The organism is Cupriavidus pauculus, assembly GCF_008801835.1.
In the GTDB taxonomy this organism is placed as follows: Bacteria; Pseudomonadota; Gammaproteobacteria; order Burkholderiales; family Burkholderiaceae; genus Cupriavidus; species Cupriavidus pauculus.
In genome coordinates this window covers 29922-46108 of sequence record NZ_VZOW01000010.1, presented here as the reverse complement: position 1 = coordinate 46108, position 16187 = coordinate 29922, and the positions used below count along the sequence as shown (strand labels likewise).

Annotated in this window: 26 protein-coding genes; 2 read left to right on the top strand and 24 right to left on the bottom strand. The window is 60.2% G+C overall.

Features of this window, described 5'->3' with window-relative positions:
- Positions 1-152: 152 nt before the first annotated feature.
- A complete protein-coding gene (gene hemB, locus F7R19_RS12935) occupies positions 153-1145 on the top strand; it encodes a porphobilinogen synthase (protein ID WP_150980911.1) in 993 nt (330 codons plus the stop codon).
- 28 nt (positions 1146-1173) lie between these two features.
- Positions 1174-2436 carry a magnesium transporter CorA family protein gene (locus F7R19_RS12930; protein WP_150980910.1) on the top strand — a complete coding sequence of 421 codons (1263 nt, stop codon included), beginning with the start codon at positions 1174-1176 and terminating at the stop codon, positions 2434-2436.
- Here F7R19_RS12930 and dsbD read toward each other — a convergent pair.
- The 24 genes from dsbD to rpsC form a co-directional block, all read right to left on the bottom strand.
- A complete protein-coding gene (dsbD, locus tag F7R19_RS12925; RefSeq protein ID WP_407648859.1) occupies positions 2433-4400 on the bottom strand; it encodes a protein-disulfide reductase DsbD in 1968 nt (655 codons plus the stop codon). The genes F7R19_RS12930 and dsbD overlap by 4 nt on opposite strands.
- A 33-nt stretch (positions 4401-4433) precedes the next feature.
- Positions 4434-4754 (bottom strand): divalent-cation tolerance protein CutA, encoded by a 321-nt coding sequence (cutA, locus tag F7R19_RS12920; protein ID WP_407648845.1) that lies wholly within the window; start codon positions 4752-4754, stop codon positions 4434-4436.
- Positions 4755-4911: 157 nt separating this feature from the next.
- Positions 4912-5307: a 50S ribosomal protein L17 gene (gene rplQ / locus F7R19_RS12915; protein WP_011299296.1), complete on the bottom strand. Its 396-nt coding sequence runs from the start codon at positions 5305-5307 to the stop codon at positions 4912-4914.
- 159 nt (positions 5308-5466) lie between these two features.
- Positions 5467-6447: a DNA-directed RNA polymerase subunit alpha gene (locus F7R19_RS12910; protein ID WP_061956534.1), complete on the bottom strand. Its 981-nt coding sequence runs from the start codon at positions 6445-6447 to the stop codon at positions 5467-5469.
- A 176-nt stretch (positions 6448-6623) separates the two neighbouring features.
- On the bottom strand, positions 6624-7247 hold the full coding sequence (gene rpsD / locus F7R19_RS12905) for a 30S ribosomal protein S4 (protein WP_061956536.1): 624 nt from the start codon (positions 7245-7247) through the stop codon (positions 6624-6626).
- Positions 7248-7527: 280 nt separating this feature from the next.
- Positions 7528-7929, bottom strand: a complete 402-nt coding sequence (rpsK, locus tag F7R19_RS12900; RefSeq protein WP_008642963.1) for a 30S ribosomal protein S11 — start codon at positions 7927-7929, stop codon at positions 7528-7530.
- Between the two features lie 24 nt (positions 7930-7953).
- Positions 7954-8319 (bottom strand): 30S ribosomal protein S13, encoded by a 366-nt coding sequence (gene rpsM, locus F7R19_RS12895; RefSeq protein WP_011299299.1) that lies wholly within the window; start codon positions 8317-8319, stop codon positions 7954-7956.
- A gap of 19 nt (positions 8320-8338) precedes the next feature.
- The gene (gene rpmJ / locus F7R19_RS12890; protein ID WP_008642959.1) at positions 8339-8455 is read right to left on the bottom strand and encodes a 50S ribosomal protein L36; all 117 of its coding nucleotides are present in this window, start codon (positions 8453-8455) and stop codon (positions 8339-8341) included.
- A gap of 31 nt (positions 8456-8486) precedes the next feature.
- Positions 8487-8705 carry a translation initiation factor IF-1 gene (infA, locus tag F7R19_RS12885; RefSeq protein WP_010812378.1) on the bottom strand — a complete coding sequence of 73 codons (219 nt, stop codon included), beginning with the start codon at positions 8703-8705 and terminating at the stop codon, positions 8487-8489.
- 28 nt (positions 8706-8733) lie between these two features.
- On the bottom strand, positions 8734-10077 hold the full coding sequence (gene secY / locus F7R19_RS12880) for a preprotein translocase subunit SecY (protein WP_061956538.1): 1344 nt from the start codon (positions 10075-10077) through the stop codon (positions 8734-8736).
- Between the two features lie 49 nt (positions 10078-10126).
- The gene (gene rplO / locus F7R19_RS12875) at positions 10127-10561 is read right to left on the bottom strand and encodes a 50S ribosomal protein L15 (protein WP_018313957.1); all 435 of its coding nucleotides are present in this window, start codon (positions 10559-10561) and stop codon (positions 10127-10129) included.
- A gap of 19 nt (positions 10562-10580) precedes the next feature.
- On the bottom strand, positions 10581-10763 hold the full coding sequence (gene rpmD / locus F7R19_RS12870) for a 50S ribosomal protein L30 (protein WP_061956590.1): 183 nt from the start codon (positions 10761-10763) through the stop codon (positions 10581-10583).
- 10 nt (positions 10764-10773) lie between these two features.
- Positions 10774-11292, bottom strand: a complete 519-nt coding sequence (gene rpsE / locus F7R19_RS12865) for a 30S ribosomal protein S5 (RefSeq protein WP_061956540.1) — start codon at positions 11290-11292, stop codon at positions 10774-10776.
- A 21-nt stretch (positions 11293-11313) separates the two neighbouring features.
- Positions 11314-11670 carry a 50S ribosomal protein L18 gene (gene rplR / locus F7R19_RS12860; protein WP_061956591.1) on the bottom strand — a complete coding sequence of 119 codons (357 nt, stop codon included), beginning with the start codon at positions 11668-11670 and terminating at the stop codon, positions 11314-11316.
- A gap of 11 nt (positions 11671-11681) precedes the next feature.
- A complete protein-coding gene (rplF, locus tag F7R19_RS12855; RefSeq protein WP_061956542.1) occupies positions 11682-12215 on the bottom strand; it encodes a 50S ribosomal protein L6 in 534 nt (177 codons plus the stop codon).
- Positions 12216-12224: 9 nt separating this feature from the next.
- Positions 12225-12620: a 30S ribosomal protein S8 gene (gene rpsH, locus F7R19_RS12850; RefSeq protein WP_061956544.1), complete on the bottom strand. Its 396-nt coding sequence runs from the start codon at positions 12618-12620 to the stop codon at positions 12225-12227.
- Positions 12621-12647: 27 nt separating this feature from the next.
- On the bottom strand, positions 12648-12953 hold the full coding sequence (rpsN, locus tag F7R19_RS12845) for a 30S ribosomal protein S14 (protein ID WP_008642942.1): 306 nt from the start codon (positions 12951-12953) through the stop codon (positions 12648-12650).
- 9 nt (positions 12954-12962) lie between these two features.
- Entirely contained in the window at positions 12963-13505 is a 543-nt protein-coding gene (rplE, locus tag F7R19_RS12840; protein ID WP_061956546.1) for a 50S ribosomal protein L5, read from the bottom strand.
- 25 nt (positions 13506-13530) lie between these two features.
- Positions 13531-13839 carry a 50S ribosomal protein L24 gene (gene rplX, locus F7R19_RS12835; protein ID WP_061956548.1) on the bottom strand — a complete coding sequence of 103 codons (309 nt, stop codon included), beginning with the start codon at positions 13837-13839 and terminating at the stop codon, positions 13531-13533.
- Positions 13840-13848: 9 nt separating this feature from the next.
- Positions 13849-14217, bottom strand: a complete 369-nt coding sequence (gene rplN / locus F7R19_RS12830) for a 50S ribosomal protein L14 (protein WP_019451025.1) — start codon at positions 14215-14217, stop codon at positions 13849-13851.
- Positions 14218-14489: 272 nt separating this feature from the next.
- A complete protein-coding gene (rpsQ, locus tag F7R19_RS12825; RefSeq protein WP_008642939.1) occupies positions 14490-14768 on the bottom strand; it encodes a 30S ribosomal protein S17 in 279 nt (92 codons plus the stop codon).
- Positions 14765-14959: a 50S ribosomal protein L29 gene (rpmC, locus tag F7R19_RS12820; RefSeq protein ID WP_008642937.1), complete on the bottom strand. Its 195-nt coding sequence runs from the start codon at positions 14957-14959 to the stop codon at positions 14765-14767. The genes rpsQ and rpmC overlap by 4 nt, the downstream gene beginning before the upstream one ends.
- Positions 14960-14969: 10 nt before the next feature.
- Positions 14970-15386, bottom strand: coding sequence for a 50S ribosomal protein L16 (rplP, locus tag F7R19_RS12815; protein ID WP_006576240.1), 417 nt, complete (start codon positions 15384-15386; stop codon positions 14970-14972).
- A 2-nt stretch (positions 15387-15388) separates the two neighbouring features.
- The gene (gene rpsC, locus F7R19_RS12810) at positions 15389-16186 is read right to left on the bottom strand and encodes a 30S ribosomal protein S3 (RefSeq protein ID WP_061956550.1); all 798 of its coding nucleotides are present in this window, start codon (positions 16184-16186) and stop codon (positions 15389-15391) included.
- Position 16187: the final 1 nt, after the last annotated feature.

Here is a 16187-nt window from a genome sequence, read left to right as displayed (position 1 = left end):
GCGCGAAGCAACACAGGGTGTCCGCGAGTATGATAGCGGGCACGCACAAAAGTTCTTTTTTCTTTCTGTGCATTCGATTGACCGGTCACCGGAACTGTTCGCGGTGACGCGTGCCACGCATTCCCCCCACGACTCAATCCTCCCCGAAAGCCATGTCCACGTTTCCCGAGTACCGTCCCCGCCGCATGCGTCGCGACGATTTCTCGCGTCGCATGATGCGCGAAAACCGTCTTTCGCCCGACAACCTGATCTATCCGGTGTTCATCCTGGAAGGTCAGAACCAGCGCGAAGCAGTGGCGTCGATGCCCGGCGTGGAACGCGTCTCCGTAGATCTTCTGATGCCAATTGCCGAGGATTGCGTGAAGCTCGGCATTCCGGTGATCGCGCTTTTTCCAGTCATAGATCCGTCGCTGAAAACGCTCGACGGTATTGAAGCGACTCGCGCCGAGGGACTGGTGCCGCGCGCCGTACGCGCGCTGAAGGATCGCTTCCCGGAACTCGGTGTGCTGACCGACGTGGCGCTCGATCCGTATACGAGCCATGGCCAGGACGGCGTGCTCGACGACAACGGCTACGTCATCAATGACATTACGGTCGACATCCTCGTCAAGCAGGCGCTGGTGCAGGCCGAGGCGGGCGTGGATATCGTAGCGCCGTCCGACATGATGGATGGCCGGATTTCCGCGGTGCGCGCGGCATTGGAGGACGCCGGTCACATTCACACGCGCATCATGGCGTATTCGGCCAAATATGCGTCGGCGTTCTACGGGCCATTCCGCGATGCAGTCGGTTCGGCAGCGAATCTGGGCAAGGGCAACAAGATGACCTACCAGATGGATCCAGCCAACAGTGACGAAGCGCTGCGCGAAGTCGCTCAGGACATCATGGAAGGCGCCGACATGGTGATGGTGAAGCCGGGCATGCCGTATCTGGACATCGTGCGCCGCGTGAAGGACGAGTTCCGTTTCCCGACTTATGTGTATCAAGTCAGCGGTGAGTACGCGATGCTCAAGGCTGCGGCGCAGAACGGTTGGCTTGATCACGACAAGGTAATGATGGAATCGCTGCTGGCATTCCGCCGTGCCGGCGCCGATGGCATCCTGACCTACTTTGCCCGCGATGCCGCGCGCCTGCTGAAGGCCTGAGCCGCGCTTCCTTCTCCACTTCGCCCGCATGCAACTACTCGGCTTTTCAGCCAGCCAGGTGCATCCGCTCACGACGCTGGACGCTGCGAGGGACTTTCTTTCAGGCAATGCGGCGGCCAGCTTCGTGTGGGCGGATTTTGCCACCGACGAAGTCACGCAAGCGCCCAGCGCCTGGCGGGACAGCCTTGCGGCGCTCACTGGCGCGCCCATTCTCGATCTCCATCTAGCAGACGCCACGAACGGCGCCCATCCGTCGTTCTTTGATACGACGAATGCGTACGACATGGTGATCTTTCGAAAGCTCACCTTCGAGACGAGTCGCCTGTTTGCCGAAGCAGAGGCCGAAGCGTCAAGCACTAATACAGGCACCAACGCAGACAGAGCGCCACCGCCGACCGGTGCTACCGGCCCTGCGCCGCCCGCTGCGGCAATGCCGGCAACGACCAAGGCATCGCGCAAGCATCCGCCCGGCTTTCTTCCCGCGCTCGCGCGCATCGACACGCAGCCGGTGACATTTTTCGTATTCGACAGTGTGCTGGTGACGGTGCGCCCGTCACCGTCGCGCACCATCGATCAGGTGCGGCAGCGTCTGCTCGATACCTGCGGTACACCGCGCTCGGCGGCGGCACGCACCAACGGCGGCACGGGGTTGCTGCACGGCGTGCGCCCGCCGACCCGGCCGGAGGACCTGATGCTGCGGCTGCTGAACGCGATGGTCGATCGGTATCTTGATCTGCGCGCACCGCTTACGCGTCAACTCGATCGATGGCAACGCGCGCTACTTAGTACCCGCCGCAGCTTTTCCAGCTGGGAAGGCTTGCTCGATGCACGAATCCAGTTGCGGCGACTCGAGCATTTAAGCGAAGAACAACGCGACGCCCTGCAGGAATTTCGCGACAGTCTTCTCGATAATCAGTACAGCGCCGGCACTGATACGACCCCCACCTCGGCAAGCCGCGACGAAGTCCTGCTGGTGCGCCTGACGGATCTGATGGAACACATCCTTCGCGTGCTTGCACACGCAAGGCGCCTGGAAGACTCGATCGAATCCGCCGTCCAGATCCATTTTTCGGCAGTTGCACATCGGACCAATCGAACGATGCGCGCCCTGACCATCATCACAGCGCTGTTCATGCCGTTGACCTTGATTACCGGGGTTTTCGGCATGAACTTCGCACGCATGCCCTGGCTTCAGGAGGCGAATGGATTCTGGTGGGCCATCGCGCTGATGGCGGCTGTCGTCGCTGCCACTGGCGGTATCTGGGCGCTTGCCCGATGGCTGGACCGCTAACCCTCGGCAGGCGCGGCTACGCTGGCCGACGGCTGCTTGTCAAACGCGCGATCGAGGCTGTCCGCAAATTTATTGGCTGACTGGAAGCCAATCACACGCACAGGGCGCTCTTTGCCATCCGCACCGAAGAAGATAATGCCGGGCGGGCCGAACAGACCGAAGCGCTTCAGCAGCGCCTTGTCATCGGCGTTGTTGGCGGTCACATCGGCCTGCAGCAGCACGACGTTCGACAATCGTGCGCGCACACTGGTGTTCGGAAACGTCAGGTTTTCCATTTCCTTGCAGCTGACACACCAGTCAGCATAGAAATCGAGCATTACCGGCCGCCCGGATGCCGCCGACTGCGCAACGCGCGCATCAAGTTCAGCCACGCTGCGAATGCGTTCGAAGCGAATGTTCTCTGGCCCGGACTGCCCCGGGGCCGCGCGCGATAAACCGCTCAAGTGCGACAGCGGCTGCAACGGATCCCGCCCCCCGGAGGCCAGGCCAATGATCTGTATGGCACCGGCAAGCGCCGCCAATAAGCCGATCGCCTTACCCACGCGCAGCAAGGCACGGGCGTCCGGGGCAAGGGAGTCGAATGCCCCGAGGTACACCGCTGCCACGACGAGCAGCGCCGCCCAGGCCAGCATCAAGGTCCACGCCGGTACGACGGGTGTCACCATCCAGATGGCCAAGCCGAGCAACAGAAAGCCGAAGAAGCGTTTGGTCGCATCCATCCACTTGCCCGCGCGGGGCAACAGATTTCCCGCGCCCACGCCCACCAGGATGAGCGGAACCCCCATACCCAGGGCCATGGCCAGCAACGCAGCGCCTCCGGTGAGCGCGTCGCCGGTCTGCGCGATGTAGGCAAGCGCGCCTGCAAGAGGCGCGGTCACGCAGGGCCCGACGATCAATGCGGAGATCGCGCCCATCGCAGCTGCGCCAATGATCTGGCCACCTTGCCTCCGGTTCGATGATTCCGTCATGCGCGCCTGCCAACGGTGCGGTAATTGCAGCTCGTACAGGCCGAACATCGAAAGAGACAGGGCAACCATCAGCGCCGCAAAAAGTCCCAGCGCCCAGGGCGTCTGCAATGTTGCAGCGAGACCTTCGCCAGCGAGCCCTGCCGCGACACCAACCGCCGTATACACCACCGCCATACCGAGGACGTATGCCAGGGACACGACGAAGGCGCGGCCGCGCGTCACATGCTCGCCGACGACGATCGACGAAAGAATCGGGACCATCGGCAAGACGCACGGCGTGAAAGTGAGCAAAAGCCCCAGGCCAAAAAAGAATGCGGCGATCAACGCAATATTCTGGCTCGCGAGCGCTCTGGCGATGCGGTCGTTCTCATCTGGCGTACTGCGCGTTGCAGCGACTGCGGGCGAAGTCGACGCCGGCAGATTCGATGCATCGACTTCGGGCTTCACCGGCGAGGCGCCCGCGGCAGCGCCGCGATTCGCGCCGAACAGGTTGCCGAGTACTGAGCCGCCGACCTTGTAGGTACTTTCCATCGGCGGATAGCACAGTCCCTTGTCGGCACAGCCCTGGGAAGTGACGGTCAGTGTCCAGCGCCCGTCAGCTGGCGCGTGTTCGATAGGCAGCTGTATCGTGACGGCGCCCCGATAAGTCTCCATGTCCTTGCCGAAGGTCTCGTCGAAATGGACTTTGCCTTGTGGCAGCGCCGGTTTGCCTAGGCGCACATCGGCAGGTTGCGCAGCAAAGGACAGACGTTCGCGATACAGGTAGTAGCCGTCGGCTACATCGAACCGGATTTCCAGCGTTTTCGCATCCAGTTGCCGGGCCGAAAAGCGGAATGCCTGCTCCGGCGGCAAAAAGTCATCTTCCGTGGCGGCATGGACGCCGGCGGCGAAGAAAACGCTCGCCAGCAACGTCAGCAAAAATGCGACGAAATGCCGCACGTAAGATCCGGCGTCACACCCCTGATTCGACCCGCTAGCGATGCTGTTACTCATCATTCCCATGAGGTAATCCGATACTTGTTCTTTGTTTCAGGGCTTTTTTGGCATCCCTGTCGCTTCCCGCCCCACCCAGGCCAGATAGGCCGGCAACCCGGCCGACAAAGGCCAAGCAACAACCTCGGGCACATCGTATGGGTGTTCTGCCTCGATCATGGCCTGCAGCGCAGCGTACTGGCGCTGTGTTGTCTTGATCAGGAGCGGCCATTCCTGCGTACTTTCCAACTGTCCTTGCCACCAGTACTCGGACTGGCATGGCGCAAGCCGGTTCACGCAGGCCGCCACGCGCGCCTGCAACACGGCACGGGCCACACGTTCGGCCGAAGCTTCGTCGGGCAGGTTGGTCATTGCCATCCATACCGATTCTGCCGCAGCAGCGTCTGATCCCGAATGAGCCGATTCTGAAATTGTCATGATTGTGCTTGGACAAAACAAAAGAGCCAGGCAATAGCCTGGCTCGATTGTAGTGCTGCATCCGGTTGCCCGTCAGTGGCGACGGGCTCGGCATGTCTTATTCCGCGGCTTCTTCGGCCGGGGCTTCGGTGATTTCCGGACGATCCACCAGCTCGACCAGCGCCATCGGCGCGTTGTCGCCCTGACGGAAACCGAACTTCAGGATACGCGTGTAGCCGCCCGGACGAGCGTTGTAACGCGGGCCCAGTTCCGTGAACAGCTTGGTGACCATATCGCGGTCGCGCAGACGTGCGAATGCCAGGCGGCGGTTGGCCACGGTGTCCTTCTTGGCCAGCGTGATCAGCGGCTCGACGACCTTGCGCAGTTCCTTGGCCTTCGGCAGCGTAGTCTTGATCAATTCGTGTTGGAACAGCGAATTGGACATGTTGCGCAGCATCGCGAGACGGTGCGACGAGGTGCGGTTCAGTTTCCGCAAACCATGACGGTGACGCATGATGATTCCTTTCTATTTCAGTGTTTGACCAGCTCTTCTATCGCCATCGAGCGCGGTGCGCCACCAATGGTGCGGGCCGGTAGTGCTTCGATGCTACGGGCAACATGCCCGCAGCGCTATGACACGCGGAGCGGCCTTGCGACCGCCCCGCATCGTCAATTACTTCTCCAGACCTGCCGGCGGCCAGTTCTCGAGCTTCATGCCGAGCGTCAGACCACGCGATGCCAGGACTTCCTTGATCTCGTTGAGCGACTTGCGACCCAGGTTCGGGGTCTTGAGCAGTTCGTTCTCGGTACGCTGGATCAGGTCGCCGATGTAATAGATGTTTTCGGCCTTCAGGCAGTTGGCCGAACGCACCGTCAGCTCGAGATCGTCCACCGGGCGCAGCAGGATCGGATCGATCTGCGGCGCGCGGCTCGAGGCGGCCTCCGCAGCCGATTCCGTGCCTTCCAGTGCTGCGAAGACCGACAGCTGGTCCACCAGGATGCGGGCCGACTGACGAATCGCTTCCTCCGGCGAAATAACGCCGTCGGTTTCGATGTTCATCACCAGCTTGTCCAGGTCGGTACGCTGTTCCACGCGCGCCGATTCCACCGCGTACGAAACGCGGCGTACGGGCGAGAAGGACGCGTCCAGAACGATGCGGCCGATGACCTTGCCTGCCTCGTCGCCGAACTTGCGCACGTTGCCCGGCACATAGCCGCGGCCTTGTTCGACCTTGATCTGCATGTCGAGCTTGCCACCGGCGGACAGGTGGGCAATCACATGACCGGGATTGATGATCTCGACATCGTGCGGCAGCTCGATATCGGCCGCCGTGACCACGCCTTCGCCATCCTTGCGCAGCGACACCGTGACTTCATCACGGTTATGCAGCTTGAACACCACACCCTTCAGATTCAGGAGCAGGTTGACCACGTCTTCTTGCACGCCGTCGATGGTGGAATACTCGTGGACCACCCCAGCGATCGTGACCTCAGTCGGGGCATAGCCGACCATCGACGAAAGCAGTACGCGACGCAGGGCGTTACCAAGCGTATGCCCGTAACCGCGCTCAAACGGCTCCATCACGACTTTGGCGTGGTGGTCGCCCAGCGGTTCTACGGCGATGATTTTTGGTTTGAGGAGTGCTGTTTGCATTAGGTTGTCCTTTTCAATACCCTCGGCTCGTTACACCGATAAGGCTGACGTTTGGAACCTGAGAAAACCCATCACAGGATGGGCAATAAGCCCGGCGCGCTACACGGCGCGCCGGGCTGAAAACGAAGCCTTGCGAGAAAGGCAAGCGCAGAACCGTACGAATGTCGATTCCGCGATTAGCGCGAATACAATTCGACGATCAGGCTTTCATTGATATCGCCAGCGATATCGGTACGATCCGGGGCTTGCTTGAACGTGCCCTCGAACTTCTTCGCATCGACATTCACCCAGGTCGGGAAGCCCGACTGCTCGGCCAGCGACAGCGCCTCGGCGATACGGACCTGCTTCTTCGACTGTTCGCGGATCGACACCACGTCGCCAGCCTTGATCTGGGCCGACGGCACGTTCAGCGCCTGGCCATTGACCAGGATTGCCTTGTGCGACACCAGCTGACGCGCTTCGGCGCGCGTCGAGCCAAAGCCCATGCGGTACACGACGTTGTCCAGGCGCGATTCCAGCAGCTGGAGCAGGTTTTCGCCAGTGTTGCCCTTGCGGCGATCGGCCTCGGCGAAATAGCGACGGAACTGACGTTCCAGCACGCCGTAGATGCGCTTGACCTTCTGCTTTTCGCGCAGCTGCGTGCCGTAGTCCGACGTACGGGCACCCGAGGTGCGGCCGTGCTGACCCGGCTTGCTGTCCAGCTTGCACTTGTCGGCCAGCGAACGGCGGGTGCTCTTCAGGAACAGGTCTGTGCCTTCACGACGGGAAAGTTTGGCCTTCGGGCCGGTATAACGTGCCACTTTATCTTCCTTTGATCGATCGCGACGCCATCAGGACGCGCCGCGAGTCCGTCATCGATTATGACGGACGGTGGGCTTATGGTTCTTCATCCGCGGCTGTTCAGCCTGCCGGAGGCAACGCAAAAGCATGACGATAACGCCCGCGCCAACACAACGAAGCGCAAGACGCGAACGCAAAACGAAAACCTGCCGCAATAAATTGCAGCAGGTGAACGCGCGATATTACCATAGTCCGAAGCCCTTGACGGAAAATCCGACCAAGGCTTCGTGAACCAAGCGCTTAGATACGACGGCGCTTCGGCGGACGGCAGCCGTTGTGCGGCACCGGCGTCACATCTTCGATCACGGCGATCTTGATGCCCAGCGCGTTCAGCGCACGGACAGCCGATTCGCGGCCCGGGCCCGGACCCTTGATGCGCACTTCCAGGTTTTTGATGCCCTGGTCTTGCGCAACGCGGCCAGCGTTTTCAGCTGCAACCTGAGCAGCAAACGGGGTCGACTTACGCGAGCCCTTGAAACCCTGACCACCGGCGGTTGCCCACGACAGGGCGTTGCCCTGACGATCGGTGATGGTGATGATGGTGTTGTTGAACGAAGCGTGGACGTGCGCGATGCCGTCGGCAACGTTCTTCTTGACCTTCTTACGCGCGCGCTGGGCGGCGTTATTCGGACCTTTTGCCATTCGTTTCTTCCTATGCCTTCGGCTTTACTTCTTCAGTGCCACGCCGGCCTTGCGCGGGCCCTTACGGGTACGGGCATTGGTGCGGGTACGCTGGCCGCGGAGCGGCAGACCCTTGCGGTGACGCATGCCACGATAGCAACCAAGGTCCATCAGACGCTTGATGTTCATCGTGGTTTCACGACGCAGGTCACCCTCGACCGTGACCTTGCCCACTTCGTCACGAAGCTTTTCCAGGTCGGCGTCGGTCAGATCCTTGACCTTCTTGTCAAACGGTACACCGGTAGCCTCGCAAATCTTGCGGGCGCGCGAGCGGCCGACACCGTAAATGGCCGTCAGGCCGATTTCGGTATGCTTGTGGTTCGGGATGTTAACCCCTGCGATACGTGCCATTCGTCAATCCTCTTTCCGATTAGCCTTGGCGTTGCTTGTGGCGGGGATCCGACGAGCAGATCACGCGCACGACACCGTTGCGCTTGATGATTTTGCAGTTGCGGCAAATGCGCTTAACAGAAGCCAGCACTTTCATGATTTTCCTCTTCCTTCAATTCCACTTCGCATCACTTCGTCCTAAAGACGATTCGTGCGCGTGACAGATCATATGGAGTCAGCTCAACCGTCACCTTGTCACCCGGAAGTATCCGGATGTAGTTCATTCGCATCTTGCCGGAGATGTGGCCTAGTACTACGTGACCGTTCTCCAGTTTGACGCGGAACGTCGCGTTGGGGAGATTTTCCAGGACCTCCCCCTGCATCTGGATGACGTCGTCTTTTGCCATACCTGGTGCCCGTCCCGACCCAGCCTACTTAGCGCAAGGTCAGGTTACCCTTGAAATTCGCCTTCTTTAGCAGCGACTCGTACTGCTGCGACATGACATAGGACTGAACCTGAGCCATGAAGTCCATCGTGACGACCACGATGATCAGCAACGAGGTTCCGCCGAAATAGAACGGAACGTTCCAGCGCAGCACCAGGAACTCCGGCAACAGGCAAACCAGTGTGATGTAAATCGCACCGGCCAGCGTCAGGCGCACCAGAATCTTGTCGATATAGCGCGTCGTTTGCTCGCCTGGACGGATGCCCGGAATGAAGGCTCCACTTTTCTTCAGGTTGTCCGCAACTTCCCGGCTGTTATAGACCAGAGCCGTATAGAAGAAGCAGAAGAAAACAATCGCAGTAGCGTACAGCAGGATGTAGACCGGCTGACCCGGGGACAACGTAGCTGCCAGGTCCTTGATGACCCTGCCAACCGTGCCCGTCGAATCAGACGTGAACCAGCCCGCAATCGTCGCCGGAAACAGAATGATCGACGATGCGAAGATCGGCGGAATCACGCCAGCCATGTTCAGCTTCAGCGGCAGGTGCGACGATTGACCGCCATACACCTTGTTGCCGACCTGACGTTTGGCGTAATTCACCAGGATCTTGCGCTGGCCACGCTCGATAAACACCACGGCGTAGGTCACACCACCAATGATCGCCACGATCAAGATCGCCGCGATAATGCTCATGGAACCCGTGCGAACCAGTTCGAACAGTCCGCCGATCGCATTAGGAAGACCCGCTGCGATACCGCCAAAGATGATGATCGAGATGCCGTTGCCCAGACCACGCTCGGTAATCTGCTCGCCGAGCCACATCAGGAACATCGTGCCGGTCACCAGCGTGATCACCGCCGTCGCCCGGAACATCAGACCCGGATCGATAACCAGTCCACGCTGCGACTCAAGCGCAACCGCGATCGACAACGCCTGGAAAGTGGCCAGAACCACCGTGCCATAGCGCGTGTACTGCGTGATCTTCCGTTGCCCCGCCTGCCCTTCCTTCTTCAGCGACTCCAACTGCGGCAGCACGATCGTCAACAACTGCATGATGATCGACGCCGAGATGTACGGCATGATGCCGAGCGCGAAGACGGTAAAGCGCGACAGCGCACCGCCCGAGAACAGGTTGAACATCCCAAGGATGCCACCCGACTGACTCTGGAAAAGCTTCGCAAGCTGGTCCGGATCGATCCCCGGCACCGGAATATGCGCCCCGATGCGGTAAACGATAAGAGCCAGCACCAGGAACATCAGCCGGCGCTTCAGATCGCCGTACTTCGCCGTATTCCTGGCTTGCGCGCTTGCATTGGGTTTCGCCGTGGCCAAACGATGCTCCGACTGTGACTTCGCCTATGCTGCGAATACTACTGCGTAATTACGCTGCGATCTGACCGCCAGCGGCTTCGATCGCGGCCTTTGCGCCGGCAGTGGCACCCAGACCCTTGATCGTAACCTTGCGGGTCAGTTCACCGGCTTTGATGACCTTTGCGCTCTTGACCAGATCGCCCACCAGGCCAGCTTGCTTCAGGACCAGCAGGTCCACTTCGGCAGCTTCCAGGCGCTCGATGTCGCGCAGGGTAACTTCAGCGGTGAAGGCCTTGGTCAGCGAGGTAAAACCACGCTTCGGCAGACGACGATACAGCGGCATTTGACCGCCTTCGAAGCCGACCTTGTGGAAGCCGCCCGAACGCGACTTCTGACCTTTGTGACCGCGACCAGCCGTCTTGCCCAGGCCGGAGCCGATACCGCGGCCGACGCGACGCTTGGCGTGCTTCGAACCGTCGGCCGGTTTCAGGTTATTTAGTTGCATGTTGCTCTCCGAGTCCCGATCAGGCCAGAACCTTAATCAGGTACGAGACCTTGTTGATCATGCCGCGCACGGCGGGCGTGTCCTGCAGCTCCGAAACGGAGTTCAGGCGACGCAGGCCCAGGCCACGCACGGTGGCGCGATGATCCTCGCGCGTGCCGATCAGGCTGCGCACGAGTTGCACTTTTACGGTTTTCTGCGACATTTCGTTCACCTTAGCCGAGGATGTCTTCGACCGACTTGCCGCGCTTGGCAGCGATTTCTGCCGGCGTGCTCATCTTGCGCAGACCATCGAGGGTGGCGCGAACCATGTTGTAAGGGTTGGTCGAGCCGTGCGACTTCGTCACAACGTTCGTCACGCCCATTACTTCAAAAATCGCGCGCATCGGACCACCAGCGATCACGCCGGTACCTTCCTTGGCCGGCATCATCAGCACCTTGGCAGCGCCGTGCTTGCCGATGACTTCGTGCTGCAGCGTGCCGTTCTTCAGGGCGACCTTGACCATCTTGCGACGGGCTTCGTCCATTGCCTTCTGCACGGCCACCGGAACTTCCTTGGCCTTGCCCTTGCCCATGCCGATGCGGCCATCGCCGTCACCCACCACGGTCAGCGCAGCGAAACCGAGGATACGGCCACCCTTCACCACCTTGGTGACACGGTTGACCGAGATCATCTTCTCGCGGAGGCCGTCGTCGCGTTCGTCCTGCTGGACTTTTGCTTGCATCTTTGCCATGACGTATCTCTCTTTGAGCGCTTAGAACTTGAGGCCGGCTTCACGCGCGGCGTCGGCCAGGGCCTTCACGCGGCCATGGAAGCGGAAGCCGCCGCGATCGAACGCGACAGTTTCCACGCCAGCAGCCTTTGCCTTCTCGGCAACGCGCTTGCCCACCAGGGTGGCCGCAGCAACGGTAGCGCCGCTGCCGGTCAGTTCCTTGCGCACTTCTGCCTCGGCGGTCGAAGCCGAAGCCAGCACTTGCGTGCCGCACGGCGAGTACACCTGAGCGTAAATATGCGAATTCGTACGGAACACGGTCAGACGATTGATCTTCAGTTCCGCGATCTTTGCGCGGGTCTGACGTGCACGGCGCAAACGAGCGTCTTTCTTGTTCATCATTGGACCCCTTACTTCTTCTTGGTTTCCTTCAGGATGACACGCTCGTCGGCGTAGCGAACACCCTTGCCCTTATAGGGCTCGGGCGGACGGTACGCGCGGACTTCCGCGGCAACCTGACCGACTTTCTGCTTGTCAGCACCCTTGATCACGATCTCGGTCTGCGTCGGCGTTTCGGCCTTCACGCCTTCCGGCATTTCGTGGATCACATCGTGCGAGAAACCAAGCTGGAGCTTCAGCGCGGCGCCTTGCAGTTGAGCGCGGTAACCCACGCCAACCAGCGTCAGCTTGCGCTCGAAACCGGTCGTAACACCCTTGACCATGTTGGCCGCCAGGGCGCGCATGGTGCCTTGCAGGGCGTTAGCTTCACGCGATTCGTCGACCGGAGCAAACGTCAGCGTGCCATCGGCAACGTCGACCTTTACCAGCTGATGAATCGGCTGGGACAGCGTGCCAAGCGGGCCCTTCACGGAGAGCACGCCAGCCGCCACGTTCACTTCTGCGCCTTTCGGCAGCGCAATGGGAGCCTTACCTACACGGGACATAATTGCTCCTTACGCGACGTAGCAGAGAACTTCACCGCCCACGCCAGTGGCACGTGCCTTGCGGTCAGTCATCAGACCTTGCGGGGTCGAGATGATTGCCACACCCAGGCCGTTCATCACTTGGGGGATGTCGCTGCGGCCCTTGTACACGCGCAGGCCGGGCTTCGAGACGCGTTCGATGCGCTCGATCACCGGGCGGCCGGCGTAGTACTTCAGACCAATGGTCAGTTGCGCCTTGCCGCCATCTTCCTGCACCGAGTAGTCGTCGATGTAGCCTTCGTCCTTCAGGACTTTGGCGATCGAGACCTTCAGCTTCGACGAGGGCATGACCACCGACGCCTTCTGCACGCCCTGGGCGTTGCGGATGCGCGTCAGCATATCGGCGATAGGATCGCTCATGCTCATACTGTTTCTCCTGTAGCCTGTGCGTAATTACCAGCTGGCTTTCGTCAGACCCGGAATCTCGCCCTTGAAGGCAATTTCACGGATCTTGTTACGCGCCAGGCCAAACTTGCGGAAGGTACCGCGGGGACGACCGGTGATCGCGCAGCGATTGCGCTGACGGGTCGGGTTAGCGTTGCGCGGGAGCTTTTGCAGCTCGAGACGCGCCAGATAACGCTCTTCTTCCGACTTTTCTTGGTCGTCAATAATGGCCTTGAGGTTTGCGCGCTTGTCGGCATACTTTGCCACGAGCTTTGCGCGCTTCTTCTCACGTTCAATCAGAGCCAGTTTAGCCACGGTTACCCCTTAATTACGGAACGGGAACTTGAACGCGCTCAGGAGAGCCTTGGCTTCCTCGTCGTTCTTAGCCGTCGTCGTGATGCTGATGTTCAGACCACGCAATGCGTCGATCTTGTCGTACTCGATTTCGGGGAAAATGATCTGCTCTTTCACACCGATGTTGTAGTTGCCACGACCGTCGAACGAGCGGCCCGACACACCACGGAAGTCACGCACGCGCGGCAGGGCCACGGTAACGAAACGATCCAGGAATTCGAACATACGCTCACCGCGCAGCGTCACCATCGCACCGATCGGGTAGCCCTGACGAATCTTGAAGCCGGCGATTGCCTTCTTGGCCTTCGTCACGACAGGCTTTTGACCCGCGATCTTGGTCAGGTCGCCAACGGCCAGTTCAATGACTTTCTTGTCATTGATGGCTTCACCGAGACCCATGTTCAGGGTGATCTTGGTGAAACGCGGCACTTCCATAACCGACTTGTAGCCGAACTGCTTCATCAGCGCCGGCACAACCTGTTCTTTGTAAATCTCTTGCAGACGTGCTGTCATGCTCAACTCCTATCTGTGCCCAGAATCAAGCGGTCAGGACGGCACCGGTCGTCTTCAGCACGCGTACACGCTTGCCGTCTTCGACCTTGATACCGACACGCGACGGCTTGCCATTGGCATCCACGAGCGCAACGTTGGAAATATGCAGCGGCATCAGCTTGTCGACCACACCACCGGTGGTGCCAAGCATCGGGTTCGGGCGAGCGTGCTTCTTGGCAACGTTCACGCCTTCAACCACGAGCTTGTCGCCTTGCACAGCTTGCACGAGACCGCGCTTGCCCTTGTCCTTGCCGGTCAGCACGATGACTTCGTCGCCTTTGCGAATCTTGTTCATGGCGGCTCCTTACAGCACTTCCGGAGCGAGCGACACGATCTTCATGAAGCGCTCGGTACGGAGTTCACGAGTCACCGGCCCGAAGATACGGGTGCCGATCGGCTCGAGCTTGTTGTTCAGCAAGACAGCAGCATTGCTGTCGAACTTGACGAGCGAACCGTCAGCGCGGCGCACGCCCTTGGCGGTGCGCACGACGACTGCGTTATAGATGTCGCCCTTCTTGACGCGACCGCGCGGCGCTGCGTCCTTCACGGTCACCTTGATGATGTCGCCCACGCTCGCATAGCGGCGCTTGGACCCACCCAGTACCTTGATGCACAGCACTTCGCGCGCACCAGTGTTATCGGCCACTTCGAGCCGGCTTTCTGTCTGAATCATGGTGTTATCTTCCCAACTTAATCCGCCAGCCTTCTTTTAAGAGGACTGCCGGTCAGTCTTGGTCCCGTCGGAGCCAGGCATTGCGCCAGCGCCGTTTGGGTTGATCAACTTGGAAGTCGGTAGTGCCAGCACCCCTTACATCGAGGCATCTGGCAGCGGCTCACTTTACGGGCCCGCCCGGGTGATACTGCAAAGGCGAACGCAACAAAGCGGAAGTCCAGGATTATAGCAACATAACCCTGGACTTGCAAGTCATGAAAGCACTGTTGTGCTTAGATGACGCGAGCAGCTTCTACCAGCCGGGAAACAACCCAGGACTTGGTCCGCGACAGCGGACGGGTTTCCTGGATCTCGACCTTGTCGCCTTCCTTGTACTGATTGGCTTCGTCGTGTGCGTGGTACTTCTTCGAACGCAGAACGTACTTGCCGTACAGCGGGTGCTTGACGCGGTTTTCGATCAGGACCGTCACGGTCTTGTCCATCTTGTCGCTCACGACACGGCCCACGAGGGTCCGGCGAAGCGACGTTTCAGTCTTCGCAGCTTCAGTCATTTCGCGTTCGCCTTCTCGGTCAGCACGGTTTGCACGCGCGCGATGTCCTTGCGCACCTTCTTCAGCTGGCTGGTGTTCTGCAGCTGTTGGGTGGCCTTTTGCATGCGCAGGCTAAATTGAGCCTTCAGCAGCTCGGAGAGCTCCTGATTCAGGCCTGCGGCGTCCTTGCCGCGCAGTTCGGATGCTTTCATCCCAATCTCCTTACGTACCGACCTGACGCACCACGAAATTCGTGGCGATCGGCAGTTTGGCGGCCGCGAGGCGGAACGCCTCACGCGCCAGCTCTTCGCTCACGCCATCCATTTCGTACAGCATCTTGCCCGGCTGAATTTCAGCCACGTAGTATTCCGGATTGCCCTTACCGTTACCCATACGGACTTCGGCAGGCTTCTTCGAGATCGGCTTGTCCGGGAAGATCCGGATCCAGATGCGGCCGCCACGCTTGATGTGACGGGTCATCGCACGACGTGCCGACTCGATTTGACGAGCGGTCAGGCGGCCACGGCCCATTGCCTTCAGGCCGAATTCGCCGAAAGACACGGCGTTGCCACGGGTAGCCTTACCCGTGTTGCGGCCTTTCTGCTCCTTGCGATACTTCCTACGCTTCGGTTGCAGCATTGTTATTCTCCACTCTTCGCGTCTGCGCCAGGCGCAGCACGACGACCAGCACCGGCACCACCGCGGCGGTTGCCAGCCGGACGGCCTTCGCCTTCACGGCGGCGGCCTTCCGGACGACCCGGGCGACGACGACGGTCTTCTTGCGGCTCTTCCACCACGGGCGCATCGTTGCGGCCCAGGTGATCGCCCTTGTAGACCCACACCTTGACACCGATGATGCCGTAGGTGGTTTCGGCTTCCGAGAAGCCGTAGTCGATGTCGGCGCGCAGGGTGTGCAGGGGCACACGGCCTTCGCGGTACCACTCGGTACGTGCGATTTCAATACCGTTCAGACGGCCCGAGCTCATGATCTTGATGCCTTGGGCACCCAGACGCATGGCGTTCTGCATCGCGCGCTTCATGGCGCGACGGAACATGATGCGGCGCTCGAGCTGCTGCGTGATCGAATCGGCGATCAGCTGCGCATCGGTTTCCGGCTTACGGATTTCCTCGATGTTCACGTGCACGGGCACGCCCATGCGACGCTGCAGTTCGGCCTTCAGCAGTTCGATGTCCTCACCCTTCTTGCCGATCACCACGCCCGGACGCGAGCTGTAAATGGTGATGCGTGCATTGCGGGCAGGACGCTCGATCACGACACGGCCAACCGATGCGTTCTTGAGCTTCTTTTTCAGGAAGTCGCGAACTTCGATGTCTTCTTTCAGCATGCCGGCGAACTTCGTGTTGTTGGCGTACCAACGCGAAGCCCAGTTGCGGCTGACGGCCAGACGGAAGCCAGTCGGATGAATCTTCTGTCCCATC